This window comes from Nocardia nepalensis (assembly GCF_048910785.1).
Classification (GTDB): domain Bacteria; phylum Actinomycetota; class Actinomycetes; order Mycobacteriales; family Mycobacteriaceae; genus Nocardia; species Nocardia nepalensis.
This window is the reverse complement of record NZ_JBKBET010000031.1, coordinates 510,581-537,020: the sequence shown is the minus strand read 5'-3', so window position 1 is coordinate 537,020 and position 26,440 is coordinate 510,581. Positions and strand designations below refer to the sequence as shown.

Genomic DNA, 26,440 nt, shown 5'->3' with positions numbered 1-26,440 from the left:
CTGGCGACGGCTCGGGATCCGGGGGTGGCTCGAGACCTGGTGGTGGCTCGGGAACTGGCGGCTCCGGCTGTGGCGAGTGGTGCCCGGGCGGTACCGGGGGTGGCCCGGGAACCGGCGGTGGCTCGAGACCTGGCGGTGGCTCGGGATCCGGCGGCTCGGGCTGTGGCGAGTGGTGCCCCGGCGGTGGCCCCGGAACCGGTGGTGGCAACAACACGCCACCCAATGGCGGCACTGTCAACCCGCCGCCGAACAACGGTGGTGGCAACAACACGCCACCCAATGGCGGCTCCGTCAACCCGCCGCCGAACAACGGTGGTGGCAACAACACACCTCCCAACGGCGGCACTGTCAACCCACCGCCGAACAACGCTGGCGGCAACAACACACCTCCCAACGGCGGCGGCACGGGCGGTCAATCGGCCCCGGGACCTCAACCGCAACCCGCGCCGGCACAATTGCCGCCGGGCTCTGCCCAAGACTCGCCACCTCGAGCACCATCGCCCGGCTCGACTGCGGCGCCGTCGCAACCCGGTCCGCCGGCAGCACCTGCCTCGCCACCTCCGGAGGCGCCGTCGGTGCCTGCAGCGCCGGAGCGCCCCGCATCCGACGAGGCGCTGTCGCTGAACAGCTCTGTGGTGCCCCCGGGCGCACCGGTGGCAGCGACGGGACACGGCTGCGTCCCGGGGGCGCAGGTCGCCCTATCGGTCGACGGCGCACCCGCAGGACAGACGATCGCAGATGGCGCAGGCACTTTCACCACGCCCGTCGAAACCTCGACGCTCCAGGTCGGCCACTACCAGGTCGCGGCACGGTGCGGGACGCTGCTCACGGCCCCGCTCGACATCGTCCTTGTCAGTCATATCGGCACGAGTACGGCCACCGGGGTCGTGATCGTGTTCTTCCTGGCCCTCGGCCTGCTGATCTATCGGCGACGGCTGATGCACCAACCCACAACGAGGAAGCGCTCATCATGAAAACTCGGCCCATCACATTCCTAGCGGGCGCGCTGGCCGTGCTCCTGCTCGGTGCGGCCCCGGCAGCAGCCGACCCGCCGAATGCTTCCTCGAGCCCTGTGCGTCTGTCGGCCAGCATCAACGGTCAGGAAGCCGCCACGGCCAGCGCCGATCATCCGGTCAGGCTCGATCCCGGCCAGCCGGCGCGTGTCACCATACGAGTGGCCAACGACGGCCCTTCACCCGTGGATGTCCGCCGCGTCGACTTTTCGGGGCACGTCGCCGGTCTGAACTTCTTCGCGTATCAGACCGAAACACACGCGGTTATCGCATCCGGCGCACACGACGCCATTACCTACTCTGTCGACCTGTCCGGTCTCGAAGGGCAGGCCACCGGGCTCATCGGCGCCACGCTCACCGCCCGAGACGGGCGGGGAAACAGTCTCGCCTCGGTATCGACCGTCACCGATGTCCACGGCTCCCTCGGCTCCGTCTACGGGCTGTTCGGACTGGCTCTGGCGATATTGACCATGCTGGCCATCGCCGACACCGCGCTGGCCATCGCCCGGCACCGACTGCCCCACAACCGTTGGCGTCGCGGGCTGCGCCTGCTCGCCCCCGGTGTGGGAGTTGGTCTGATTCTCGTGTTCAGCGGCTCGGCCGCACACCTCTGGGCCGCCACCACAGGCCGATGGCTTGTCGTCGCAGGCGCTTTCGCCGCAGCATTCTTCCTCATCGGCTACCTGTCACCAACCCCGTTGACCGCCCCAGGCGAGCAGGAGGAAGAGGAGAACGAGTTCGACACTGTCCCGCTGCAGCAGCCAGTTGGGCGATGACCGTTCCCGGCCGATTCGAATGTGCCGGAATTACCCGGCGATAGGACTGACGTTTCCGCCTCTGATCCCGTTGCTACGCCTTCTTTCCGACGTTTGATGAGGCGCGCGGATGCGAGCGCCCCTGCGTTGCCAGTTCCAGACCGGGATGAGATCGGCGTTCTCATCGAGAACTCGTACGAGAATGCGTATTTGATCGAGGTCGATGCCCGGGGGTATGAGGTATTCGAATCGCTGACCTGCCAGGTCGGCGGCGGTGCGTGGGTCGATTTGGCTGGGCGGGAAGGCGATAAGTAGGTCGGTTGCCGTTCGGATACCGAGTTGGCGAAGTTTTACCCGGGTCTTGGTGCCGGCGCGAGCGCCAGGGCCGAGGCTTCCGCTGAGTTGCGCGGTCCAGCTGGGGTCTTCGGGGTTGGGCGACGGGTTGTTGTCAGGGCGCCCCGACTGCCGACGTTCGCGCCGTGTCACTTCGCTGTGGTCGAGGTGGAGGTAGAGCTCTGCCTGATCGATCCAATCCATCAATCGGCCCAAAGGAACACGCGTGTGGAGTATGACATCGACGAGATTTGCCGTCACCAGACTCTGCATGTCTTCGATGCCTTCTTCGACCAGTCGGGATTCGTACCAGACGTTCAGGCCGTCGATCTGATTGAGCGGATAGTCCGGTGTGAGTTGGGGTACCGCGGCGCGGAGGGCGACTGCCGCAGTCCTGTGCAATGCGTAGATGCCGACAATCGGGAAGGCGCCGACAACGAAGGCAATCGCCGACTGAACCGGCTTCGAAACTGCGATCAGTTGGTACAGGGGTACCAAGGTGGTGAAGACGACAATGATTCTCAGGAGGGCAGAGGCATACGCACTCGGTCTGAGGTCACTCTGGAAAAAGCGGCGGATGAGGCTCTGCACGGTGAATGCGTAGGCGCCGAGGAAGCCGAACTTCAGGAAGTCCCACGCCGTGGTGGGTTTCTCGATGAAGTTCAGATCCCAGAGGGCTGCGGTCCACAACGTCGCGAGAACGACCGTAGCGAGGAAGACGGGAAACAGGGTTTCGGTCTTGACCGCGAAATCGGATTCGGCCGCGGAGGACACGGCGCGTCCATAGTAGGCATTGAACTTCTGGCGATAGATATTGTATTCCTCCTCCTGGACGTAGCCGCGGTCCGCGAGCCATTCCTCATAGAACTCGGAGGATCTCGGTGGTCGGGGCAGGTATTTCGGCTCGTCTACTGCGAGGCGGTGGAGGTGAATGACGTACTCGTTCCACAACGCGCTTGCGCGCTGCCCCAGAAATCGGACATACAACCAGCTGGGCAGGAAGGACAGTACCCAGACGATGAATGCCCTCAATATTCCCGTGGACAGGTCGTCTGCTGAATATGGGCGCTCGAATCCGCCCCATACGGTGAGAAAAGCGAAACAGATCGGGACGACGATCAGAACATTCATCCACACGAGAACAACCTTGCGACTGAACCATCCCGTCGACCGGCCCCACGACACCGCGCGACCTATGGGCGTGCGGTATGCGACAGGGGTGGCAATACTTTGCGTCAAGGAGAGGAGGGACTGTCGCGTATGAGGGTGCTTGTGGAGCGTCTGACGCAAGTGTTGTGCGAGGCGCTTGCGGCCACCCCTCCTGTTCGAGTCTTCGACAAGGCAGCTGAGTGTCCGGTCTCTTCGGAACAATTCGCCGAGCTCGGCATCGATAGCATGGGCAACCCGATCGTTCTCGGTGAGAAATCGTGCAACCCGGAGGCGGTAGCCCTGGCCGTTTCGTGAGTGAGGTTCGGGGTATCGCGATGCCATCGCGAGGGCTCCAGAAAGATCCGCTGCCAAGACATCCGTTTGCTTTGTGGCATCCATATCTGCTCCGAGTAACCTACATCCATCCGATGCCCTCGGTGATGACCCTGGGTAGGTCCAACCGTAGGTTCGGCAATCCAACCGGTAACGAGTAAGCCACTACTCATTTCAAGGGCCTGGTCGGGGCCTTATGGGGGCGCCTGCGGGACCGTATACGGCGATGCCGTCGATGTCGGAGTCACGCCCGCTTTCGCGCGCCGCATATGCTGGCCCCTCCTGCTGTAGCGCCCGGCATGTTGGCTGCATATTCCATCCTGGCGGCTTTGTTTCAATAGGCTGATCCCGGTATTCCGGGCCCGGTCAACGGATGCCAGAGCGAAGTGAAATGGTCGAAGTGCGCTATTTCGGTGATCAACTATTGATGAGTTGGCGCACAATTCTTCGCTATGTGAGAGCTGTGTGCGAGTAGTGGACTACTCGAATTCTATGGAATCAGACTCGAGCACTTTAATGGTCGATGTGCTGGCCGTAAGCTGATGCTGTTCATTTAGACCCCGGCATCGTTCGCCGAATTCTCGGCATTCTTATGACCCGAAACGCTGGGGTTCCACAGAAAGGAGTCACGCAAATGATCAACACCCATACGGTCGTCGCGGGAGATACCCTGTCGGCGATTGCGAAACGATTCTATGGCCAAGCGGCGCTTTTCGAGCTGATCGCCGTCGCCAGCGGGGTTCTGAATCCTGATTCGATACGTATCGGGACCGTATTGATCATCCCAGAGGTGAACCGCAAGCACACAGTGGTGGCCGGCGAAACCCTCTCTGGCTTGGCAGGACATTTCTATCGGCCGCAGAATTCGCACCTGTTCCCGTTGATCGCCGCGGCGAACGGGATCGCCGATCCCGACGAAATCCGCGTCGGTCAGGTGCTGATCATCCCCGGCATCGCGTACGCCGTTGTTTCCGGCGACACCCTGTCCAAGCTCGCCAAGCGTTTTTACGGCGACGCGACGCTGTTCCCGCTGATCGCCGACGCGAACCAGATCGCGAACCCCGACCTCATTCGCGTCGGCCAAGAACTGATCATCCCCCCGAAGGGCTAGGAGATAACCATGGCAGCCGAAAACGGCCAAGAGATCATGCTCCCCACGCGGTCCAACCTCCCCTGAACGGCGGACTACACCGGCGGTCGGCGGCCATCGAATGGTTCGCCGACCGGGCGCGGGGCGTCGGCCCGGCCGTACGCGACCATGGTCGGCTGCTTCTGGGCGCAAGTGGTCGTCGGACGGTGTGGAGCAGCCACGTCGTCGTTGCCGTGGCCACAGAACCCGGGCCGCAATGGGCGGCCAGGGTTCGAGCTCCGGATGCGGGAATGCCACATCGAATTCCCGCAAAGCGTCCGATCGTCGTCGGGCTCGCCGCTTACGTCTATGAAGGTGTGAATTCTCTTCTTGCGCAAAGCCATCGTCGGCTGTATCTCGATGTCGAGCTAGCGTATTCTGCTACTCTATTCGCTGGCGCCTTCTCGCAGTTCGCGGTCACGGCTGCGGTATGCGGCGAAGCTCTGACCATTCCCGCGTTGCCTACGCCGAAATCGCCGGCGGGCGAACGTAATCCGGATCCGCCAATTCACCGACGGTCCGGTCGAACGGGTCCGCTTGTGCGTCGGCGAACCGGCTGTAAGCGCCCTGGTGCGCAAGGAATCACCGGCGGCTCGATCGCGCTCTCAACGCGGCGAGCACCTGCTGGGTCTTGGTATCGCCGGTCGCGATGTGCAGACCACGTCGACGCACCGCGGCCTCGAATCTGCGTTGTCGATCGAGGGCGCGGTTTCGCACCTCGCTGTGTGACTCACCGTGTTCGGGAGTGACTCTCAGGGACAGCTCGAGCAGGTCGAGATCGGCGATGGTCCAGCGTTCGGCATCGACTTCCAGATCCCCCACGCGCACCTTCGTCCACTTCGTCGACACGATGGGGCCCATGGCCAGCAGGCGGTCGACTGCTACCCCCGGAGGTGTGCAGCTCACTAGGAGTTGACGCTGGGCGGAGTCCAGGACGGTGGTGACGTCGACGCCGAGCAGTGTCGCCTCGCGCAGGGATCCGGCCGGTCGGTCACTGACCGCCGAGGCGGACAGGACATGGCGTTGCGCGTTCCAGTCTTCTTCGATGCGGTATCGCAGTGCATGATCGGTGAAGGGGGTGGTCCACCTGCCGACCAGTTGCGACGGCAGGCAGGGGCGCAGTTTGACGGTCAGGTCGTCGTTCTCGCCGCTGCGCAACCGGATGACGATTCGGCTCGACAGCAGCGTGGGCGCTGTGTCGGGACCGGTGGGACGGGGCTCGGCGAACCAGATGCGACGGTCGATCGCCGACCGACCCGTGCACTCCAGCCGGGTCAGCGCCTCCGCGACGTCCCCGTCGAGGTTGACCTTGATTTCGATCGGAGTGATCACCAGCCGCCCCTTTCTCGCAGTTGCCGCGGATGCCTCCCGCTGTCCGGCAACACCGTCGAAGACAGCGTGATCCAGCCGGGGCCGAGCGGCGCGCGTACCGCGCTACCCGATTGCATGCGTCGGCACCTGATGCCGCGCGACGTCGCAGTGTATGGGGGAGAAGAGTTCGGATGCTTCCGAACCGAACGGCGCACCCGGGCGGGGTAGGTCGTCGCTACGGAACGGTCCCGAGGGATCGGCACCGCTGCTGCGGTGATCATGTTTGGAGTAGTCGACTACTCGCGACGAGTGTCCTGCTCACCCCGGAGACTGGCACCCGATTCGATCTTGGCGCGTCAGCTCGCGCCAGCCACACGGAGGTTTTCATGGTCAGCGCAAAGTCGACAATTCCGCAGCCGGTGCCGACTCGACAGCCGACTCCGTCCTCGCATCGCCCGCCACCCATCACCCGGCTGTTGATCGCGGTCGCCGAGGCGCTCGATCGCGGTGTCGGCTGGTTCAGGTTGCCCTCCCCGGTAGGGTTGGCCGTCCTCGTCGGCTTGCGCAGCCGCCTGCGCGCCGAGAATCTCTTCGACACCGGTCCGCATCCGGACGGACCGTTGCCCACCGACGGGTCTACTGTCGGCGAACACCTGCGCGCACGAACCGTCGACGGGACCTATAACACTCTCGCCGAGCCCCGGACGGGTTCGGTCGGCTGCCGATTCGGTCGCAACATCCCGCTGAGATACAGCTACCCTGAGGATGCCGACCGGATAATGGAACCCAACCCGCGGCTGATCAGTCGGGATCTGTTGACCCGCGACCGATTTCAGCCGGCGACTACGTTGAATCTGCTGGCAGCGGCCTGGATTCAGTTCGAGGTCCACGATTGGGTCAGCCACGGAGATGCCGAGACGGAGCCGTGGACGATTCCGCTGGCCGATCTGGATCCGTGGCCGGTGCCGCCCATGACGATCGCGCGCACCCCCACGGTCCCCAGCCCCGAACCCGGCGAGCCCCCGACTTACACGACCCAGGAATCTCATTGGTGGGATGCCTCCCAGATCTATGGCAGCACACCGAAATTCGCCGCAGCGCTACGGACCGGCGAGAAAGGGCGACTCCAGGTCGACGAATTGGGGCTACCGCCCCTGGACGTGGAGGGCATGCTGGACCTGTCCGGCCCAGCGGCCAACGCCTGGGTCGGACTCGCCCTGTTGCATTCGCTGTTCATGCGCGAACACAACGCGATCTGCGAGCGCCTGGCCCGCCGCTACCCCGAGATGAGCGATGAGCGACTCTACGACACCGCCCGTCTGATCAACGCGGCTTTGATCGCCAAGATCCACACCATCGACTGGACACCGGCCATCATCGCCCACCCCACCACCGTCGCCGCCATGCGCGCCAACTGGTTCGGCGTCCTCGGGGAGCGGATCGCTCGCCGGTTCGGTCGCCTCAGTGGCAACGAGGTGTTGTGCGGCATACCTGGATCCGCCACCGATGACCACGGTGTCCCGTATTCGCTGACCGAGGAATTCGTCGCCGTATACCGGATGCATCCCCTCATCCCCGACGACTTCGTGGTCCGCAGCCTCGCCGACGACAGTGTCGTGGCCGAGCATCAGCTCCCCGATCTGGGGGTCGCCCACATCCGCGAGCGACTGGCCGAGACACCGATGGACGCGTTGTTCTACTCGTTCGGCCGCGCCAACCCCGGTGCGCTGACCCTGCACAACTATCCGGTCCACCTGCAGGAACTCACCCGCCCCGGCCACCCACTGATGGATCTCGCGACCGTGGACATCCTGCGGGTCCGCGAACGAGGAGTGCCGCGCTACAACGAGTTCCGCCGCCAACTGCGCCTGCCGCCGGCCGCCTCGTTCGAGGCGTTGACCGACAATCCGGTGTGGGCGCGTGAACTCGAGCAGGTCTACGGCGATGTGGAAGATGTCGATCTCATGGTCGGGCTCTACGCCGAGCCCAAACCACCCGGATTCGGCTTCAGTGACACCGCATTCCGCGTATTCGTGCTGATGGCCTCGCGGCGGTTGTCGGCTGACCGGTTCTTCACCACCGACTTCCGTCCCGAGATCTACACCGAGGCCGGCATGGCATGGGTACGTGACAACACCATGCGCAGCGTGCTGCTGCGTCACTTTCCCACTCTGGCGCCCGCGCTCGACGGTGTCGCCAACCCGTTCGCTCCGTGGCGCAGCGTCGGCCCACTGCGTGAGCAGGAGAAGGAAACGACCGCGACGACCGACCTGGCCGCACCGCGCACGACCACCCGGACCTACCTTCGCTATCGCGATGACCTCGAACGGCCGCGCCCCGACGAAGAGCGCGACATCGACAAGATCATCGCGGTGCTGCGCGACAACAACGAACGCGCCTATCACAAGTACAAGCACGGACTGCGCGACGCGCACGCCAAGAGTCACGGCATCCTGCGCGGCGAACTCACCGTTCACCCCGGCCTGCCGCCGGAGCTGGCCCAGGGTTTGTTCGCCACCCCGGCCACCTATCCGGTCGTCGCCCGGCTGTCGAGTACCTCCGGAGTGATCCGCAGCGACCAGCTGCGCGGCGTGCGCGGGCTGGGAATCAAGGTGCTCGGCGTGGACGGACCACGCGCAATGCCCGACGATGAGGCCACCACCCAGGACTTCATCATGGTCACCCACCGGGAATTCCTGTTCGCCGACGCCCACGCCTACTACACCCGGGGAATGCCCACCGCGTGGGTGCTGGCCCGGTTGCCCGATCCAGTCCTGCGCACGGGCAGCACGGTCGTTTCCGCGGTCGACCACATGTTGCGGCGCATCGGACGTCGCGTGCCACCCAACCTCGGCGTGTTCGTACGGCCCAACACCCACATCCTGGGAGAAACCTTCTATTCCTCGGCACCCCTGCGCTACGGCGACTACATCGCCAAGATCCTCTACACCCCGGTTTCACCGGAAGTCAGCGCCCTCACGGGCCAACCGGTGGGCCACGGCGCGGGCATCAACGCCCACCAGGACATGGTCGTCGACTTCTTCGCCTGCCACAGCGCCGAATACGAGTTGCGCGTGCAGCTGTGCACCGACCCCGACGCCATGCCGATCGAGGACGCCACCGTCGCCTGGCCCGAAGCCGAATCACCGCACCGAACGGTGGCGACCATCCGCTTCGGCCCCCAGGACCCCTACACCCCGCAACGGCGCGCCTTCGGTGACGACGTGTTGTCGTTCAACTCCTGGCGCGGTCTGGACGCCCACCGGCCACTGGGATCGATCAACCGGCTCAAGAAGCGCGTGTACGAAGCATCCAGCGACTACCGCCACAACGTCAACAACGCTCCCCGCCTCGAACCCACACCCGACCAGCTTCCACAATGACCACCGCGCCACCCGTGCACCGGCCCACCCGTTCGGCGACAGGGGGCCGGGCCGGTACCGACGCGGTGCGCCCGCCAGCGAAAATCCGTCGCAGCGTCGGTGGGCAAGATCTAGAATTGTTGCTCATGGGGGAGCGCTGGCAACTGCTCGATCGCCCCGTCGAATACGAATCCGTTCGCAGGGCGTTGACGAGCGGCGATGTCGGCGGTGTCGTACTCGTCGGTGCCGCCGGGGTCGGCAAGACCACCCTCGCCCGACTTGTGACCTCGGCACTGGGCACCCCCGTCCGGTGGGCGGCTTGTACCGAATCGTCCCAGGCGATTCCGTTGGGTGTATTCGCGCCGTGGATCGCCCCGACCGCATCTCGCGATCCCATCGCACTACTCTGCTCGGCCAGGGAAAACCTACTCAGCGAACAAGACACCGTTATCGGCGTCGACGACGCGTACCTGCTCGACAAACTCTCCGCGACCCTGCTGCACCAGATCGCCGTCGACCGCGCCGCTCCCATCGTGGCCACCGTCCGCACCGGCGAACCCGTCCCCGATGCGGTCACTTCCCTGTGGAAGGACGGCTACCTCGAACGCATCGAATTGGAACCGCTGACCAAACAGCAGTGCGTCGCGCTCGTCGAGACCGTTCTGAGCGGCAATCTGGAAGGCCTCAGCGCCGACGTCATGTGGGAGTCATCGGGCGGAAACCCCCTGTTCCTGCGCAACATGGTCGAAGGCGCCGTCGAGGCGGGCACCCTGACCGAAGTCAACGGGGTCTGGCAACTGCGAGGACCGGCCGCGGTGCCCTCCGGACTGGTGGCCCTGCTCGACGGTCGGCTCGCCCGGGTGGGCGAGCCGGTCCTGGACACCTTGAAGATGCTGGCCCTCTATGAGCCACTAGACATCGACGTCCTCACCGACCTCGTCGGCGAGGACGCCGTGGACGCCGCCGAGATCTCCGGCCTGATACGCACCAGCCGCGACGGCTGGTCTGTCAGCGCCTGCTTCAGCCACCCGCTGCTCGGTGATGTGGTGCGCCGCCGGATCGGCACCGCCGCCGCGCGCAAGCGGCGGGGCCGCATCGTCGAAAAGCTGCGCAACCAGGATCTGAGCACCGCTGCCCACCGCATCAGACTGGCGCAACTGTGCGTCGACAGCGCCCAGCCCATCGACAACGACCTGTTGATCACCGCCGCCAAAGACGCTGTCGCGCTGTCCAACCTGGCGCTGGGCGAACGCCTCGCGCGCGCCGCATGCGAGCGCGGCGGCGGGCTGCCCGCAGCCGAACTGCTCTCCCGCGCCCTGCTGTGGCAGGGCCGACCGCAGGAATCCGACGAGATCCTCGCCGTCTTCGATCCCGACCGCCTCGATCAACTTCAACTCGTCCAATGGGGTGTGCCGCGCGCCAGCCGGCTTTTCTGGTGCGTGGGCGATGTCGAACGCGGCCATGAAATATTGGACCTGCTGGGTGACCGCGTCGAGCATCCGGCGCTGCGCCTCATCATCGATGCGGTGAACGCGGCCATGGCGATACACGAGAACAAAATCGCTGACGGCATCCAGGCCGCCGAATGTGTACTCGCCGACCGAAGTTCCCCGAAACAGGCTATCGACTGGGCCGCCTTCGCCCTCGGCTTGGCGATGCCGGTCGCCGGTCGCGGCGCCGACTTCGCACCGATCGCGGCCCGCAGCCGGGCCCAGCAGAAAACCACCGACGGCATGATCCGGATCATGGTGCGCTACGGCGACGTGCTGGCACTGACCATCGTCGGCGAACTCGACCTCGCCGAACAGCGGGCCACCGAATACTGCGAGTTCTCCTCCGCCGCACAGTTTCTCGGCTGGGCGATCGCCAAAATCGCGGGCGGTGTCGTAGCCACCTACCGTGGCCGCTTCCGCGAGGCGATCACCTCATTCGAACAAGCCCTGGCCGCGCTCCACGCCGAAGCCGCACTCCCCTGGAAGCTGCCAGCGCAGCTGATACTGGCCCGCGCCTACGCGGCCCTGGGCGACTCCCAACAAGCCGAACGGGTCCTCAGCGACGCCGAGGAATACACCGGACCACATATGGCCCTGCACGAACCACAACGCATGATCGCCCGCGCATGGCTGGCGGCCGGCTCCGGCAGTCAGCATTCCGCGGTCGAACTCGCCCGCAAGGCCGCAGCCATCGCCCACACCGCGGGCCAGTACGCACTGGAAGCCGAAGCCCTGCACCACGCCACCCGATTCGGCGACCGAACCCTCGCCCCACGGCTGGCCTCGCTCGTCGGCCGCGTGCAAGGGCCCATAGTGGCGATATACGCCCGCCACGCCGCCGCCTACGAACACTCCGACACACACGCGCTTTCCGCGGCCAGTGTCGAGTTCGAAAACGCCGGACTACTGCTGTCGGCCGCCGACGCCGCCGCGCAAGCGGTACCGATCCATGACCGTGCCGGCCAACGCCGACTCAGCGCCCAAGCCGCGGCCCGCGCCCTGGATCTCGCCGCCCGGTGCGATGGAGCGACCACCCCCGCCATCGCATCCGCTGCCCACCCCTTGCCGATCACCGACCGCGAACGCGAGATCACCGCCCTCATCGCGCGCGGGCTGTCCAACCGCCAGATCGCCGAGCGGCTGTGCGTCTCGGTGCGCACCGTCGAGGGCCACATCTATCGGGCCTGCACCAAACTCGACGCCGCCGACCGCGACCAACTCGCCAAACTGATCTGGGGCGACGTCACACGATAGCCACCAGGCTTCAATGGGGGCGACGGTCAGGAGCTGGCACTACCACCACCTGGACGGCGTATCTCCCGCTCAGGAACCCATCTGAGAAGACCTGACGGCCCGGCCTCGGTAGCAGTCCCGGAGGGCATCCGATCGAGTTGGTGGTCGCGGGTAGCGAGGATTTCCCGGGATAAGGGGTAGGCGGTACTTGGGACTACTAGTTCGGCAGGAGGTGAGCAGGATGATGTGGGACCAAATAATGGCGATGATGCGTGAGATGTGGAATCGCTTGTTCCCTATGATGCCCATGATGTAGCTCGCGCGGCGGCGTGGTGTCGGTGTCCCAACCGTGAACCGACCGAGGAGGGGCGCGCTGGCCCATCGAGCCGCGGTAAGAGTTGGCGGTCGCGAAACGCGACCGCCAGAAGTCGGCCCACATCTGTTCGATGTCGTGATCGGTCTCGGTCGATGTCAGTGCGCGGGCGATCGCCACGCCGAGTGGCGTTCGGCACCATATCCGTTCCGGCACATGGCCGAGGAGGTGATGGAATAATCCTCGGCGACACCGTAACTGCTCTGTTGGGGGAGCATGGGGACGAGAAGGGCTTTGCTGCAAGCGGGTTTGGTGCTGCCGCTGGCCGCGTGTGCGCCGCAGTTGTTGTGGGGCGATTCGGCGTCGATCCGGATCGGGGTGTCGTGGAGTGGGGCGGAGCTGGCGGCGTTCCGGAAGGTGTTGGCGCCGATGCCGTTCGCGCGATCGGTGGATGTGATTCCGATGGGGGACGAGGTCGGTACCGCGTTCAGCGCGGGCGGGAAGTCGGCGCCGGATATTGTGCTGCTGCCGCAGGCCGGTCAGGTTCGAGCACTTGTCGATGACGGTAAGCTGCGGCCGGTCCCCGATGCGCTGTGGACCGACGACCAAGGGGCGCGCTATCCCGAGTTGTGGCGAAAGCTGTTGCACCACAACGGAAAACCGTACGGTGTGCCATTCAAGGCCGCCGACAAGTCGCTGGTCTGGTACGACCGGCAGACCGTCGACAAGTATCACCTCGGCGACCCCGCCGATTGGACGATCGCGGATTGGGTCGACCGGATAGAGGTGCTCGCGGGCACGCCGATTCGGCTGTTCGCCCTCGCCGCGGCCGACGGCTGGGTGCTGACCGATGTCTTCGAGAATGTGCTGCGCGCCGAATCGTCCCGTACCTATGACGATTTGACGACCACCACACAGCAGCGCGTCTGGAATTGGCCTGCCGTGCGTGACACGTTCGGACATCTCGCGCGGCTGTGGGGGCAACGGCATGCCATCGCGGGCGGTGTCGCGGTGGCGTTGACCCGTCAGTTCCCGGACGCTATTCGAGAGGTGTTCGAACATCGCCGCGCCGCCATGGTGATCGCGCCGGATTTCGCCGAACCCATTGTCCGCGATTCCCTTCGGGCCTCGGGCCGACGTCCGGAGGAGGTGGTCGGTATCGCACCGTTCCCGGTCACCGGCCTCGGCGGTGACCGGCCACGGATCGTGGGCGGCGATGTCATGGTGGTGACCAGATACGCCGGTTCGCGCGCCGACGAGGTGGTGGCGGCGTTGGCCGCGCCGGAGGCGCCGCTGCCGTGGATTCAGGGCGACGGCGGGTTCATCGCCCCGAGCACTCGGACCACCGTGCGCTATTCGACACTGCTGGAACCGATCGCGCGTTCGCAGAGCCCGTGGAGTGCGTTCGATCTGTCCGATCAGCTGGGAGCGGTGGGCGGCCGTAATGGTTTGTGGCGCATTCTGACCGATTTCCTGGTCGCGATCGGTGACGGTGCCGCGGACCAGCCGGATGCGGCGATCGGTCGGGCGATCGCCGCACTGGACGGATTCGAGCGGAGCCGCCGATGACGGGTGTCGCCGACTTCCGTGCCAATGGATTGCGCATCGAGCTCGCCACTCGCCGGATGCGTGGCCCACTGATACCGGGCGGGCGGCCCCATCGCTGGCTCGGTTGGGCGGGTCTGCTCGCGGTCGGGTTGATCGCGGCGTTGCTGGTGGTGCCCGCTGTGTGGACGGTGGCGATCGCGGTGGCCGCTCGTCCGCGAATCGTGTTGTCCTGCATGCTTGTTGCCTGCGGTGCCGTCGCCTTCACCCTGGTCCGCAGGCATGGCGCGCTGAGCCGGGCGCGCCTGTCGGTGCTGGCGGCGTGCGCCGTGCTCACCGCGCTGGGGCTCTGGTTGCTCGCCGACGCCCTGGCCGAGGACGGACGATGGGCGTACCTGCTGACCATGCTGTGGGTCATCTTCGGTCTGGTCCTGCTGCTCGTCGCCGTCGGCATCGCCTGGCTGTCACGCGATTCGCGCAGGTTGTGGGCGCCATTGATCGTGCCGTTCGGCATCTCGGCGTTCGTCTCCGGTGTCGCCTTCCGGATAATCTTCCAAGATCTTGCGGCACGGTTCGGCATCGAAAGCGTTGGCGGGTACCGGATCTGGTTCGCGCTGATGCTCGGTTCGGCGTTCCTGTGGACCTGGTTGGGCTTCCTGACCGGCTTGTTGCGCGCCGATATCCGGGCCATCGAGGCAGATCCGGTGCGGTCGGGCTATCTACACGGGCAGGGGAAGCGTTTCCCGCTGCTGCGCCTGCTGGAGTTGGTGCGTCCGATCCTGCTGATCCTCGGATTGGTCGTCGGGGTGGCCGCGGCCAGGGTCTTCGATGTGGTGCTGATCGGAGTACCCGGTTCGATGCAGTACCAGTTCGACAGTGCGACCGTGCAATGGTGGCGGCTGGCCACCGACGGCGATCTCGGCGCGGGCGTCGCGGCGGCATATGCGCTGCCGTTGGCGGTGCTGGTCGGCTTCGTTGCCTGGCTGCCGCGGACCGGCGTGCGTGGACAGCGCGGCGGCCGGTCCCATGCGGCGTTTTCGCCGCGGGTGGATGCCAGTCGCCGCATCGGTCCGGTTCGCGCGATCGGGATCGCCGTGGTGTCGCTGTTCGCGCTGGTGCCGATTCTGGTTCTGATCGCGGTTTGTACGAACGGCCCCAAGGGATTCGGGCTCTCCGCGCTCATCGGCATGTGGAACGATGAGTCCTTCCGTGCGGCTTGGCGGACCACGTTGCTGGTGGCCGGTTTGGCCACGATCGTCGTGGTTGCGGCCGCACTCCCGGTGGCGCATCGACTGGCCGCGGGGCGCCAGGAGGGTGTGGTCGCGCGGGTCGCGGTGGCGTCGCTGGTTGTCCTGTCGGTGCTGCCCGCGCAGAGCTACCTCGGTTCCCTCGACGCGTTCATCGACACGTTCGGCCTGTCCGGCACCAGGATTCCGTTGATCTTCGTGCACGCCGCCGCGGGATTGCCGATTGCGATCCTGATCCTGCGCGGTGCGATGCTGGCCCCGCCGGACAGTCCTGCCGAGGCGGCGCTGCACGGGCTGGCCAGTCCGAGCACTGTTACGCGGCGGCTGCTGGCATCGGGGGGCCCCGCCGTAGTCGCGGTCGCGGTACTGGAATTCATCCAGGTGTGGAACGACTTCTTCATCGGGCTGATGATGAACGGCGCGGGTGCCAGCCCCTGGTCACTGCTGCTGTGGGGCGAGGCACGGCAATTCAACGAGAACGCAGCCGAACTTGCGGCCGGGTCGCTGCTATCGGCCGTGCTGCCCGTGCTGCTGTTGCTTGCCACGTGGCGGCGCTGGCTGGTACCGGGATTGACCGGCGGGACGTTGTCGTGACGGCGCCGCGCGGATACGAAGCGCCGCAGCAGATCACGCCGCGCTCGTCGATCTGGGAGGGCGTGCTCGGCACCGCGGAGGTCGTCGCGTGGGCGCTGGTACTCGAACTCGGCCGCAATATCGTGGTCAACTCCCTCGGCGACAGCGATGTCGTCAAGGTAGTCGGCGGGTTGCTGCGTGGGCTCGCCATCGTCGCCGTGCTGGGCGCCGGGGCGTATGTGGCTTATCGACGCATAGATGGCTTTCGCGAAAGAGTGCGCATCGAAAGGGAACTCGCCCTGATCGCCGAACTCGTCGAACCCGGCGAGCCGGTACGCTTCGTCGACGCCAGAGGCTGTCCTGATCCGCCGCAGCAGCTTTCCGAACTCGATCACAACCCCATCATCGCGGCACTGCGGGACCTGCCGGTTCAGGAGTTCGAGACAGCCGCTCTGCTCGCGGTGCTGTCGGCCATCCTCGAGGCGCCGACCCGGTTGCCGCCGGATTCCGCACCCGACGGGCGCACCGCGACCCTGTTGCTGGCCGACCTCGAGATGCGTGGGATCGTCGGCTATCTGGGGGCCGACCGATATTGCCTGCGCAATGTTCCTCGGCTGCCGTCCACCGCGGAAGTCCTCCGCGGACCACACTGGCAGGCGGCGTTGCCCGCGCTATTGCACCACTACGCGGACCGGGCCAACCGCTGGGCGATCGCCTTGGAAACGGTTCGTTTCGCCAAGGGGGCGCGACGCTGGTTCGAAATGGAAGAAGAATATTTGCGCAGGCTCTTCCCGATTCCGGCAACGCGGCTCCCGACGGCGGTGGTACACGAACTCGCCAGAATCGCGGATGCCCTCGACGTCTGGTACGCCCGCAAGGGCCTGCCCGAGAATGCCTACGGCACAGCACAAGCGCTCTGCGAACTCACCGATCCCGACGATTTCCCGCTGCGTGGCGAGCTGGCCGCGCTCCGGGCCGGCCGCTTGCGTCGACGGCCGCCGAAATATCGTCCACGCGCCCTGTCCACCAGTCTGTCCGCGCGCTGGTCGCACTACACCGCGCTGCATCGGCTCGAAGCCGCGCCGCCGAGTCCGTCCGTGCTGTCCGAGTCGGCCGAACAATTGGAAGCCGCCTGGTGGTTGCTGCCGCGAGCGGATCTGGCCGCAGTCGTCTGCGCGCTGATCAACCTGGCCGTCGTCCACCTACATCAGGGTCATCTGGATGCCGCCGAGGACCGCCTGGAATTGGCCGAATCCCTGACCCGCGACGGCCGCGACCCAGCTGGCCGCGCCCAGACACGCGAAACACTCGGCGTCCTCTGGTGGACCCGCGGCGAACCCCGCCGGGCCCTTCGACACTGGCAACGCGCTCTCACCGCCTACCGCGAGCTCGAAGACGATCTCGGCACCGGCCGCTGCCTCCAGCACCTCGGATCGGCGGTGGTCCTCGCCCCCGAACACGGTGCGCTATTGCTGGGTAACGACCCTGCGCTCACCCGTGCCGAAGTACTCCGGCAGGCCGGCGGCTGGCTGGCCGCCGCCCGCCGCCTGCACCCCCACGCCCTGCACGCCGAACACTATGCGCGCCAAGCTGGTTCGACACTACACACCGTGGACCGCTGGCCGCTGCCCGCCCCGGATCCGCAATAGCCGTCGGCACGGCTACGGGCTTGCGACCGGGCTGAGGCAGCTGGCCGGTGGGTCGACGAGCAAGCAGATCGCCGGGCCGCGGGTGGGGCGGTAGTCGGCGGGGAGACCGCCCGTGGCGACGATCTGGCTGTAGGTGCCGACAGCGTCGGTGGGGCGGCGGGTGAGGGTCGGGTCGGTGCGTACGTCGACCGTATAGAGGCCGAATCGTGGTGTGTAGCTGCCCCATTCGTAGTTGTCGGTGAGGCTCCAGTAGTTGTAGCCGATGACGTTCATGCCGTCGGCCTTGGCGCGCTGGATCCAGTAGACGGTGTCGCGCAGATGATCGCTGCGGGTGTAGCCGTCGGCGCGGGGATTGCCGTTTTCGGTGGGCATGCCGTTCTCGACGATGTAGAGTGGCTTGTTCGGAAAGCGGCGCGAATAGTATTGCAGCGCATAGTAGATGCCCTCGGTGCGCAACGGCAGTTCCCAGATGCGCTGTCCGGGCAGCTCCGGCATCGCCGAGCCGAGGGCCCTGGTGATGGAACTCAGCAGTGATTGCACCGGGTCGTAGGCGAAGTAGTAATCGACGCCCACGTAGTCGAGCCGGTCCGCGATGCGATCGACGAATGCGCCGTTGACCTGAGCCTCCGAGCCCGCGACGTAGCCGACGTTGCTGGTCACCTGAGCGCCGGGCCGGATCTGGTGGATGTAGTCGTAGATTGTGTTGTGGGCCTGCGCGACCCGTTCCAGCATCTCCGGTCCGCTCGCGGCGCCGTGGCGGGTCTCCTGTGCGATATAGGCGACCGGCTCGTTCACGGTGACCCACAGCGGATTTCGGGACGCGTAGCGGTCGACCACCCTGCGCATGTTGACCAGCCAATCCTCGACCATGCCAGGGTTGCGCCAGCCGCCGCGGTCGGCGGCCCAGCCGGGATAGACCCAGTGGTCCAGGGTGATCATCGGTCGCATCCCGGCCTGCACGATCTTTGCGATCACCGCGTCGTAGAAACCGAATGCGGCGCCATCCCAGATGCCCGGCTCGGGCTGGACGCGAGCCCATTCGATCCCGATCCGGAACACCTGCACACCCAGCGCGGCCGCAAGGTCGATATCGGATGCGTATCGGTCGTAGAAGTCGACCGAATCGTGCAGTTCGTCGGAACCGGAGTTCGCGATGTAACGCGTCCAGTTGCTGTCGGGCGCATGGCCTTCGGACTGGAATCCGGAGGACGCGACACCCCAGAGGAAATCCGAGTCCAATACCGGTAAGGCGGTGTCCGACCGCATCGGCGGTAGGGCCGAGGAGTTCGTGCACAGCAGCAATGACGATACGGCGGCGGCGAGCGCGGCCAGGACGTACCGACGGAACCGGGATCGCATCGACTCAGGGTAACTCGATCGCCGTCGGCGATGGATGAATCAGCAATGCTGGGCGGCGATCACGGTCTGGCGGCCGGTGTTGTCGAAATGCCGTTGCGGCGTCGTCGATTTCGTCAACGCTGCTCGCGGATCCGGTTGTCGCGCATGACAGTTGGGCGAATTCGTCGAGCCATTGGAGCGCCGGTGCCGACATGGCGTGCCACCGGTGTCGCGGCCGCAAAGTCGACCAGTTCGGCCGCATCCGGTAAGTACTGGTCAGAGGAGGTTTTCAGCTGGCGGGTCGGTCTTGGAGCTCCGCAGAGCCGTCGGTTTCCTCGTGTGCGAGGTCGCTGTCATTTTGTCGGGTGTGTCGGATGCCTCGCCAGCCGAGGGGGAGTTGGACGCGGCCCGCTCGGATCTCGCCGATGAGTTGCGCGTAGCCTTCACGCACCTCGCCGAGATGGACCCATGCCGAGTGCCGAAGCTCCTCGCAGTCGGCGTGCAGCACCGTCCACCACGCCTCGGCGTAGGTCTTTGCGACATGACTGATCACCTCACCGAAAGAGTGAGTGTGGCGGCGGGCGCACCGGCTGTGGCGGACGTAGAACGCCGCCCAAGAGTTGATCTTGTCGATAACCTTCGCGATATCCGCATGCAGGGCTGCCTCGGTGATCTCGGGTGGCCGCCGCCGAGGATTCAGAACCGCCGAAATCAAGGCGGCGTGCAGATCGCCCAGTTCTCGCGCCCATGCGATCAGCGGCAACGGCTCGGTCAGGCGCCCCGCGATCGCGGCCAGTAGTTGATCCGGCGACAGCAGAGATTCCCCATCCATCTCCGGATTCCCCTGCGCCGCATCCATACTCGCGTCCATGGGCGATCACATGCCCTTCATCGCGGGCCGGTCGTCACGGTCGAGGAGCCGGATTGCCTGCGAATCGTATTGTGTGGCCGCGAAGTTCGTTGCCGGCGATGGCCATGCGGTGGACTTCGCCGGGTTTGTCCGCTCGGACCCGGGGGCCGTGACGTGGTGGATGGTGACCAGGTGGCAGCGAGCGCTCATGGCGCGGGGGGACCCACCCGTGCGGCCGGTGCTGCCGAAGTGGTCGCAGCCCTGGGCGATGCGCGTCGAGATGTCGGCGGCCTCGCCAGGGAGGCCGGTCATGCGAAGCGCGGATCGGATGGTGTCGTCGAGCATGTGCGGGTAGGGCGCAGGTTCGACATGCCGCGGACGCGGATGTGGAGTTCGGACGCTCGTTGTTCGATGACGGCCCCGGTGGGATAGACGTGCTGCTTCATAGTTGATTGGTCGACTATTTCGAGATGAAGGTTGATGTGGCGGAGCACGGCGATGTGACTCGGCGCGTAAATGCTAATACTGACTGCGCACTCAGTCAATGACTGAGTGCGCAGTCAGTGAATGCTAGAGTGTGCATGAGGGTTGGACGAGGAGGGGTGGGATCGGTGAGTAGGCGTGCCGCGGGACCGGGCAAGTCGGGCGCGATTCTCGAGATGTTCACGCGCCATGTTGCCGAGAAGGGCTACGACGGAACCAGCTTCAGTGGTGTTGCACGAGAGCTGGGCATCTCGCAGGGCCTGATCGTGCATCACTACGGCACGAAGGCGCGGTTGTGGGAAGCTCTGCATGTTTCCTACATGCGGCGCCGGGTCGATGAGGCACAGCGGATCGTGTCGGAGTTTTCCACGCCGACCGAGCAGCTTGCCGGGCTGTTGCATGCGGCCATGCTCTATCAGGTGCACGATCGAAACCGGACCGTCGCATTCCAGCGTGAGGTCGCGCGGCTCGCGCAGGAGGATGAGGATTCCGAGGGGCGCAAGCTACGAAGGGCTTATTTCGGAGTCTTGCACACCGTGGTCGATGCGGGCGTTGCGGCGGGTGAGTTCCGCGCTGTCGATACCGGAACCCGGAGCCTGCTCATTTTCGGGGCCGCGCAGTGGGCGTGGACCTGGTTCGAGCCGGAAGGACGTAGATCTGCCGAGCAGGTCGGCGCTGAACTGGTAGATCTCACTCTGGGATCGCTGTTGCTGGATCGGAGATCGTTGCCCCGTCTGAGCGATCCCGACGGCCCGCTTGTCGCTGCGGTGACCAAGATCATCACCGCTGCATAAGGCCAAAAGCAGCGCCTCAGCGACCATGTTCCGGTCGATCGCCAGTAATTGCGACGGTTATCGCTTCATGTCCGCGTGCTGCCCCGCCAGCTCGTCTGCGCGACGTACTGCCATCGATGTCGCTGGGGGTCGCAGTTGCGACCGAACGATCAACTCGACAACCGGTTACCGCACCCACGATCTGGAATTGGCGCGGAAATGAGACCCAGGGAACGGTACGACCCCCGCCCGCGCGCCAAGTAGTTGAAGATTCGCGCAATAAGCGGCAGCATAGCATTTTGAGTCATACAAATCGGTGCCCGCAGTTCATGACGTACCTCGCGATTGGGAACGACGCATCATGTCCACGTCACACGGACAACAGGCGCTGCGTCACGAACCATACCTTGACGCAGGTAAGCATGCGCGGCAACAGTCAGCCGGTGGCGCCACTCTGTCCCACCGGGTCGGCCATGGAAATTGGCGCGAGATTCCGCTCGATCACGACATGCAAGGTATGACAATCGGCCGGTCGGAGGCAGCCGATATAACCGTGACCGCCGACGCGACCGTCTCGCGCCTGCACGCCATTATCAAGCGGGTGTGCGACTGGTGGGTCGTCATCGATAATGGGCTGTCGACAAATGGCACCTTCGTCAACGGCGAGCGCATCGGCGGGCTTCGCAAGCTCGAGTCCGGCGATACGATTCGCCTCGGGAAAACGGTATTCATATTCACCGACGGCCACCCGACCGAAGATGAAAGAACGATAGCCCAGGGGAGCCTGCCAACCCGGAGTGCGCTGACCGACGCTCAGTATCTGATTCTCGAGGCCTTATGTCGCCCGTACGACGCTCAGACCGCGTTCACCTATCCCGCGTCGAACTGGCAGATTGCGCATGAACTCTGCCTCAGCGTCGCCACGGTCAAGACCCACATGCGGGCGTTGTTCAAAATATTCCATGTCGAAGCACTGCCGCAGAATAAAAAACGCATGTTCCTGGTTGAACGCGCACTCGACAGCGGCGTGATCGTCAATCACGGGCGGTAGGACTTCGGCTGCAATGTGCGGTGATGCGCGGCAACTCCTCTCGGTCGGCGCGGGGTACAGCTAGATCGGGTGGAAACCCGCTCCGATGTCACCGCGCGCGTTGATGTCGTCGATGATGGCGGCGATGTTCCCTCCGAGCGCCGGTCCCAGGCACGGAACCCGCAGGTATCCGTTGACCATGCCGACGAGCGTTGTGCCGACCACGACCGGCCCGCCCGAGTCACCGGGAAGGACGCATATCTGCGTCCAGGTCCAGGTATTGGTCTGGAACAGATCCCCGTAGGCCAGTCCGCAGGTCTGGCCCGTGGTATAGCCCTGCTTGCAGGCGATGTCGGGGAACTGCGCCGGACCGCCCAACCCGGTAATCGTCGTATTACCCACGCGGTTCACGGGTACTACCTTGTCCGGATCGAACACAATGACTGCGTAGTCCATATCCGTGTTCGCGTAGGCGAAGGTTCCCACGACACCGGCGTCACGGTTGGCCTCGGCAGTGACCGTGGTACCCGCGTCATTGCAGTGACCTGCGGTGAGCCCGACCAGCCGACCCGCGGCATCGTGCCCGATCGTGGTGAGCGTGCATATGCCCTGGTCATCGACGATGATGCCGGAGCCGCCGCCCAGCACCGACGGGTCTGTGGCATGCGCAGTGCCTGCCTGCGCCCCGACAAGCGCTGCGCCTGCCACGAGCGCAGCTGCAGCCCTCGCGAGCTTCCTGAACATGTCCGATCCAATCGCTGGCGAGTTGCAACTTCCCGTCTCAGGGCCGACACTATCGCCGTCACGACACGATCTGGTGTGTGACGCGCGGCGTTTCCGGCATTGTCGCGGTGCTGTCTAGTGGGTTATACGAGACAGATGCCCGTTCCGAAGGGGAAGATCGGCGGGATGAAGCAGACCCACCACAGGAATGGGTTCCACCACAGCAGGGCAGGATCGGCCTGCGGCTGCTGTACTTGATCGGAGGCTGGCGCCACCTGTACGGGCACCGGGGGATCGGCCTGGGCCGCGGTGGTCATGCCGGAGCCGAGGGCAATCATCGGGGCGATCGCTACCGCTGCGACGGCTGCGCGAATCTTGGTGTTCTTCATGATGGTTCCTTCAACTGAGTGCTTTAGAGAAGCCCTCGTCCGTGGAAGGCTTCCCGCACGTGAACACCACCAACTCTCCTCGTAGAGCGCGCGGAAGATCATCCTCCCCCGGGTTGGAAACCCTCACACCTCGGGTTGGATCGAGGGGACGGCGTGGTCGCCGCCTCCATCCGAAAGCTGTTGTCACGGCCGAAATAGCGGCGACAGTGCGGCTCCGGCGGTCGACGAGCACGGCCCGCATCGGTTAGCTCGCGTCGTGGTCGGCGTGGCCGGGCAAAAGAAGTGTTAGGCCCGCGTCGCGGATTCGGTGGCGCGATGATGGTTGGTATGGGCACAACCATGCTGGGCGACGCTTCGACGCAGCTGGAGCGGATTACCCGGGTGCCGATATGAACACCGCGGCGCCGATCGCGAGGGTCGACCGGATCATCGAGGCGGCCCATCGCGTCTACCTCGGTAACCGTGCCGCAACCGATCGCCTCGAGGCGGGCGCGCGACGGCTGCACGAACCGCTGCGAATCGCCTTGGCCGGCGCGGTCAAGGCCGGAAAGTCGACGCTGCTCAACGCACTGGTCGGACAAGACATCGCCCCAACCGATGCCACCGAATGCACCCGCGTCGCGACCTGGTACCGGCACGGTCCCACGCCGACGGTCATCGCCCGGCTCGCGAGCCGCCGGTCGGAATATGTTCCGATACAGCGAGCCGAGGGTGGTCTGACGTTCGACCTCGGAAGGTTTACCGCGGCGCAGGTCGATCGGATCGATGTCCACTGGCCGGTGCCCCGTCTTGCGCGCACAACGATCATCGACACACCCGGGACCACGTCGCTGTCGCGGGACGTGTCCGCGCGCACGCTGCGGCTGCTGACGCCCGACACGGGGACCGCCGGAGCCGATGCGGTGGTCTACCTGTTCCGTTCCCTGGCCGATTCCGACCTCGCGCTGATTCGTCAGATCGGGGAGCATGTCGGCGGCAGCGCCGGTCCACTCGGAATCGTCGGCGTCCTCTCGCGGGCGGATGAACTCGGTGCGGGCCGTCCGGACGCGATGCACTCCGCCCGTGCGGCCGCCGAAGACTTCACTCGCGAGTTGGAAATGACGGGCCTGTGTCAGGCGGCCGTACCGGTTGCGGGCTTACTCGCCTTCACCGCGAAGACGCTTCGGCAGAGCGAGTTCGTAGCCCTTCGCCAACTTGCCACGGTCGCACCGGCCGACCTGGAATTGGCCATGCTCTCGGCCGATAGATTCCAGCGAGCCGATCACCTGCCGATCGATTCCTCGACACGACAGCGCCTCGTCAGACGTCTGGGGCTGTTCGGAATTCATATGGCACTGGCTCGATTACGGGCCGGTACCAGCGATTCGGCGGCTCTGGTCGACGAACTGATCGCACGCAGCGGCATCGGCGAACTCGAGCACGTGATCGACATTCAATTCGGCCAGCGGGCGGACGAACTGAAGGCGCATACCGCTCTGCTGATGCTGAAGCAGATATTCGACGCCAACCCGTCCGCGCAGGCCGCACCGCTCGGCCGGGAGGTCGCGACGCTGCTCGCGAATGTGCACGGCTTCGAAGAACTCCGTCTCCTCAGTCGGCTCCGCTCGACCAAGACTGTCCTGTCCGAACGCGAACTGACCGACCTGCAACGCGTGATCGGCGGTCAGGGGACCGGACCGGCCGAACGCTTGGGAATCGAACCGTCCGCGGTCGCGGGCGTGGGCCAGAACGTCGCATTGGCGGAAATCAGACGATGGCGATCCCGTGCCGAACACCCACTCGCGGATCAGTTCACGGCCAACGCCTGCATTGTGGCGGCACGCAGCGCCGAGGGGGTGCTGAGCGAGTTGCGGCGGCGTTCGGCCCCGTCTGTTCGACAGCACTACTCATGAAACATGCCGACTGGGGTACGGGAGTTGGGTGGTGGCGGGGGTGGACACGGCCGGTGAGGTGGGAACGTCAACCTGCTCGTTTACCGCGGGCTTCGGCTCGGTCTTCGGTCCGCCGATCACGACGACTCCAACAATTGCCGCGGCGATCGCGGCAACAATCGTCGCCGCGATGAGAACGGTTCGTTTACGAGGACGACTGCGGACCTTTTCGCGACCTTCGGTGGCCTCCGGCGCCACCGGCTTCGGCCGCTTGATCACGACCGCATCGTCGCCAGGACGCGGTTCGGGAGCTTGTGGTGCAGTCGTGGGTGTCGGTGCCGACTTGGCTGGCGGCAGGACCGACTTGGCTGGCGGCGGCACCGACACCGATGTGGTGGCGCTCGAAGCACGCGCGAGCAGAGCAGCGCCATTCGCGGATGTGAGGCCAGGCTCGGGTTCCCCGATCACCGGTACGTGGAACTGCGCGGACAACACCTCGGTGATGAGCGGGGTTGCCGCAGCACCGCCGGCCAGCACCACTGCTCGCACATCACGAGCATCGATTTCGTTGGCGCGCAAGGTTTCTCGGACAAGTCCGGCGGATCCGACGACCTGCTCTCTGATCAGCTCCTCGAGTTCGCAGCGGACGAGTCGCACATCGTGACGCACGCGTCCCAGTTCCACCTCGATCACCGCGGCCGTTTCGGTGGACAGTGCCTCCTTGGCCCGCCGACAGCGCAGCCGCAATTCGTTCAACGGCGCCAACAAAGCGGGATCCGCGAGATCGGTGTCGCCGAGTTCCCCGTCCAGGCCCCCGAGAACGTGCCGCAAAATGGCGTCATCGATGTGCTTCCCGCCGAATTCCGCGCTCCGGAAGGTCCTGCCGATCTGTTCGGTTCCCCGGGCCACAGAGATGCTGAGACCGTTGCCACCGAGGTCGTACACCACGACGGCGCCGTCCGGTGGCAGCCCACGTGTCGACTCGACTCGAGCGAGAATCGATCCGACCTCGTCCACCAGCGCCACATTGCTCATGCCGGACTGGTCGAGCGCTCGGCGAAGCGTCCGCACGCCCTGTGTCGTCCAGTGGCTGGGATATGCCGCCGCGACTGCGGGAGTCCCGGCGAACGCACTGGTCGAAGACCGGGTCAGGTACTGGACGGCGCGGGCGACGAGATTCTCCGGCCGATGGGCGGAACCGTCGGCCGCGATGAGATCGATCGGGTCACCGACGCGGTCCACGAACCCTGTGATCGCCAGTCCCGGGCGCATCGGTCGGGCGCCGCTGCCCAGCGGAGGGAGTGTGGGCGCCATGCCTTGGGTCATGATCAACGTCGCTTGGTGCCGAGTCGTCCGCGGACGTGGGGCATACCGCCCGGAACCCCTGGCCGTCGCAGCCGCCGTATCAGCCGCGGTGACGAAACCGGCTGTGCCGATCTTGATGCCAAGACTTCCGGACATGAATACCTCTCGGTCGGTGGGTCGCTCGTATCTGTGCTTATAAATCTCCTTCATGGGCGGATCGCGGACCATATCCCCAAGTGG

At 65.4% G+C, this 26,440-nt stretch carries 20 protein-coding genes and 1 pseudogene; 13 read left to right on the top strand and 8 right to left on the bottom strand.

The window, feature by feature from the left end:
- Positions 1-575 precede the first annotated feature (575 nt).
- Positions 576-974, top strand: a complete 399-nt coding sequence (locus ACHQ4I_RS27360) for a hypothetical protein (protein ID WP_420774717.1) — start codon at positions 576-578, stop codon at positions 972-974.
- The gene (locus tag ACHQ4I_RS27355; RefSeq protein ID WP_420774716.1) at positions 971-1,789 is read left to right on the top strand and encodes a hypothetical protein; all 819 of its coding nucleotides are present in this window, start codon (positions 971-973) and stop codon (positions 1,787-1,789) included. Before ACHQ4I_RS27360 ends, ACHQ4I_RS27355 begins: the two co-directional genes overlap by 4 nt.
- 30 nt (positions 1,790-1,819) lie before the next feature.
- On the opposite strand, the gene ACHQ4I_RS27350 is transcribed toward ACHQ4I_RS27355, so the two are convergent.
- Entirely contained in the window at positions 1,820-3,232 is a 1,413-nt protein-coding gene (locus tag ACHQ4I_RS27350; RefSeq protein ID WP_420774715.1) for a hypothetical protein, read from the bottom strand.
- 129 nt (positions 3,233-3,361) lie between these two features.
- Here ACHQ4I_RS27350 and ACHQ4I_RS27345 point away from each other — a divergent pair, with 129 nt between their 5' ends.
- Both ACHQ4I_RS27345 and ACHQ4I_RS27340 read left to right on the top strand, forming a co-directional pair.
- Positions 3,362-3,565, top strand: coding sequence for a hypothetical protein (locus ACHQ4I_RS27345; RefSeq protein ID WP_420774714.1), 204 nt, complete (start codon positions 3,362-3,364; stop codon positions 3,563-3,565).
- 652 nt (positions 3,566-4,217) lie between these two features.
- Positions 4,218-4,694, top strand: a complete 477-nt coding sequence (locus tag ACHQ4I_RS27340; RefSeq protein ID WP_420774713.1) for a LysM peptidoglycan-binding domain-containing protein — start codon at positions 4,218-4,220, stop codon at positions 4,692-4,694.
- A 600-nt stretch (positions 4,695-5,294) separates the two neighbouring features.
- On the opposite strand, the gene ACHQ4I_RS27335 is transcribed toward ACHQ4I_RS27340, so the two are convergent.
- Entirely contained in the window at positions 5,295-6,044 is a 750-nt protein-coding gene (locus tag ACHQ4I_RS27335) for a hypothetical protein (RefSeq protein WP_420774712.1), read from the bottom strand.
- A 365-nt stretch (positions 6,045-6,409) separates the two neighbouring features.
- Between ACHQ4I_RS27335 and ACHQ4I_RS27330 the strand changes: the two are divergent.
- The 6 genes and pseudogenes from ACHQ4I_RS27330 to ACHQ4I_RS27305 all read left to right on the top strand — a co-directional run.
- Positions 6,410-8,248, top strand: a pseudogene (locus ACHQ4I_RS27330) (peroxidase family protein); the annotation flags it as partial.
- 45 nt (positions 8,249-8,293) lie between these two features.
- Positions 8,294-9,406 (top strand): catalase family protein, encoded by a 1,113-nt coding sequence (locus ACHQ4I_RS27325; RefSeq protein ID WP_420774959.1) that lies wholly within the window; start codon positions 8,294-8,296, stop codon positions 9,404-9,406.
- A gap of 125 nt (positions 9,407-9,531) precedes the next feature.
- Positions 9,532-12,132, top strand: coding sequence for a LuxR C-terminal-related transcriptional regulator (locus ACHQ4I_RS27320; RefSeq protein WP_420774711.1), 2,601 nt, complete (start codon positions 9,532-9,534; stop codon positions 12,130-12,132).
- Positions 12,133-12,700: 568 nt separating this feature from the next.
- A complete protein-coding gene (locus tag ACHQ4I_RS27315; protein ID WP_420774710.1) occupies positions 12,701-13,993 on the top strand; it encodes an ABC transporter substrate-binding protein in 1,293 nt (430 codons plus the stop codon).
- A complete protein-coding gene (locus tag ACHQ4I_RS27310) occupies positions 13,990-15,810 on the top strand; it encodes a hypothetical protein (RefSeq protein WP_420774709.1) in 1,821 nt (606 codons plus the stop codon). The genes ACHQ4I_RS27315 and ACHQ4I_RS27310 overlap by 4 nt, the downstream gene beginning before the upstream one ends.
- Positions 15,807-17,438, top strand: a complete 1,632-nt coding sequence (locus ACHQ4I_RS27305) for a tetratricopeptide repeat protein (protein WP_420774708.1) — start codon at positions 15,807-15,809, stop codon at positions 17,436-17,438. The genes ACHQ4I_RS27310 and ACHQ4I_RS27305 overlap by 4 nt, the downstream gene beginning before the upstream one ends.
- A gap of 12 nt (positions 17,439-17,450) precedes the next feature.
- On the opposite strand, the gene ACHQ4I_RS27300 is transcribed toward ACHQ4I_RS27305, so the two are convergent.
- The 3 genes from ACHQ4I_RS27300 to ACHQ4I_RS27290 form a co-directional block, all read right to left on the bottom strand.
- Entirely contained in the window at positions 17,451-18,797 is a 1,347-nt protein-coding gene (locus ACHQ4I_RS27300; protein WP_420774707.1) for a family 1 glycosylhydrolase, read from the bottom strand.
- A 268-nt stretch (positions 18,798-19,065) separates the two neighbouring features.
- Positions 19,066-19,647: a hypothetical protein gene (locus tag ACHQ4I_RS27295; RefSeq protein ID WP_420774706.1), complete on the bottom strand. Its 582-nt coding sequence runs from the start codon at positions 19,645-19,647 to the stop codon at positions 19,066-19,068.
- A gap of 6 nt (positions 19,648-19,653) precedes the next feature.
- A complete protein-coding gene (locus ACHQ4I_RS27290; RefSeq protein ID WP_420774705.1) occupies positions 19,654-19,971 on the bottom strand; it encodes a hypothetical protein in 318 nt (105 codons plus the stop codon).
- 314 nt (positions 19,972-20,285) lie between these two features.
- Between ACHQ4I_RS27290 and ACHQ4I_RS27285 the strand changes: the two genes are divergently transcribed.
- Positions 20,286-20,903: a TetR/AcrR family transcriptional regulator gene (locus ACHQ4I_RS27285; RefSeq protein ID WP_420774704.1), complete on the top strand. Its 618-nt coding sequence runs from the start codon at positions 20,286-20,288 to the stop codon at positions 20,901-20,903.
- Positions 20,904-21,243: 340 nt separating this feature from the next.
- A complete protein-coding gene (locus tag ACHQ4I_RS27280; protein ID WP_420774703.1) occupies positions 21,244-21,933 on the top strand; it encodes an FHA domain-containing protein in 690 nt (229 codons plus the stop codon).
- Between the two features lie 60 nt (positions 21,934-21,993).
- Here ACHQ4I_RS27280 and ACHQ4I_RS27275 read toward each other — a convergent pair whose 3' ends face one another.
- Positions 21,994-22,656 carry a chymotrypsin family serine protease gene (locus ACHQ4I_RS27275; RefSeq protein WP_420774702.1) on the bottom strand — a complete coding sequence of 221 codons (663 nt, stop codon included), beginning with the start codon at positions 22,654-22,656 and terminating at the stop codon, positions 21,994-21,996.
- A gap of 122 nt (positions 22,657-22,778) precedes the next feature.
- Positions 22,779-23,024, bottom strand: coding sequence for a hypothetical protein (locus tag ACHQ4I_RS27270; protein ID WP_420774701.1), 246 nt, complete (start codon positions 23,022-23,024; stop codon positions 22,779-22,781).
- 389 nt (positions 23,025-23,413) lie between these two features.
- Here ACHQ4I_RS27270 and ACHQ4I_RS27265 point away from each other — a divergent pair, with 389 nt between their 5' ends.
- Positions 23,414-24,916, top strand: a complete 1,503-nt coding sequence (locus ACHQ4I_RS27265; protein ID WP_420774700.1) for a dynamin family protein — start codon at positions 23,414-23,416, stop codon at positions 24,914-24,916.
- On the opposite strand, the gene ACHQ4I_RS27260 is transcribed toward ACHQ4I_RS27265, so the two are convergent.
- Positions 24,911-26,356, bottom strand: coding sequence for an Hsp70 family protein (locus ACHQ4I_RS27260; protein WP_420774699.1), 1,446 nt, complete (start codon positions 26,354-26,356; stop codon positions 24,911-24,913). The two genes, ACHQ4I_RS27265 and ACHQ4I_RS27260, sit on opposite strands and share 6 nt — an antisense overlap.
- Positions 26,357-26,440 lie beyond the last annotated feature (84 nt).

Bases quoted from the DNA above. Each gene is read 5' to 3' on its own strand.
- ACHQ4I_RS27355 (WP_420774716.1), top strand. From the start codon at position 971: ATGAAAACTCGGCCCATCACATTCCTAGCGGGCGCGCTGGCCGTGCTC.
- ACHQ4I_RS27350 (WP_420774715.1), bottom strand. From the start codon at position 3,232: ATGAATGTTCTGATCGTCGTCCCGATCTGTTTCGCTTTTCTCACCGTA.
- ACHQ4I_RS27345 (WP_420774714.1), top strand. From the start codon at position 3,362: ATGAGGGTGCTTGTGGAGCGTCTGACGCAAGTGTTGTGCGAGGCGCTT.
- ACHQ4I_RS27340 (WP_420774713.1), top strand. From the start codon at position 4,218: ATGATCAACACCCATACGGTCGTCGCGGGAGATACCCTGTCGGCGATT.
- ACHQ4I_RS27320 (WP_420774711.1), top strand. From the start codon at position 9,532: ATGGGGGAGCGCTGGCAACTGCTCGATCGCCCCGTCGAATACGAATCC.
- ACHQ4I_RS27315 (WP_420774710.1), top strand. From the start codon at position 12,701: ATGGGGACGAGAAGGGCTTTGCTGCAAGCGGGTTTGGTGCTGCCGCTG.
- ACHQ4I_RS27310 (WP_420774709.1), top strand. From the start codon at position 13,990: ATGACGGGTGTCGCCGACTTCCGTGCCAATGGATTGCGCATCGAGCTC.
- ACHQ4I_RS27300 (WP_420774707.1), bottom strand. From the start codon at position 18,797: ATGCGATCCCGGTTCCGTCGGTACGTCCTGGCCGCGCTCGCCGCCGCC.
- ACHQ4I_RS27295 (WP_420774706.1), bottom strand. From the start codon at position 19,647: ATGGACGCGAGTATGGATGCGGCGCAGGGGAATCCGGAGATGGATGGG.
- ACHQ4I_RS27290 (WP_420774705.1), bottom strand. From the start codon at position 19,971: ATGCTCGACGACACCATCCGATCCGCGCTTCGCATGACCGGCCTCCCT.
- ACHQ4I_RS27285 (WP_420774704.1), top strand. From the start codon at position 20,286: ATGTTCACGCGCCATGTTGCCGAGAAGGGCTACGACGGAACCAGCTTC.
- ACHQ4I_RS27280 (WP_420774703.1), top strand. From the start codon at position 21,244: ATGTCCACGTCACACGGACAACAGGCGCTGCGTCACGAACCATACCTT.
- ACHQ4I_RS27275 (WP_420774702.1), bottom strand. From the start codon at position 22,656: ATGTTCAGGAAGCTCGCGAGGGCTGCAGCTGCGCTCGTGGCAGGCGCA.
- ACHQ4I_RS27270 (WP_420774701.1), bottom strand. From the start codon at position 23,024: ATGAAGAACACCAAGATTCGCGCAGCCGTCGCAGCGGTAGCGATCGCC.
- ACHQ4I_RS27265 (WP_420774700.1), top strand. From the start codon at position 23,414: ATGAACACCGCGGCGCCGATCGCGAGGGTCGACCGGATCATCGAGGCG.
- ACHQ4I_RS27260 (WP_420774699.1), bottom strand. From the start codon at position 26,356: ATGTCCGGAAGTCTTGGCATCAAGATCGGCACAGCCGGTTTCGTCACC.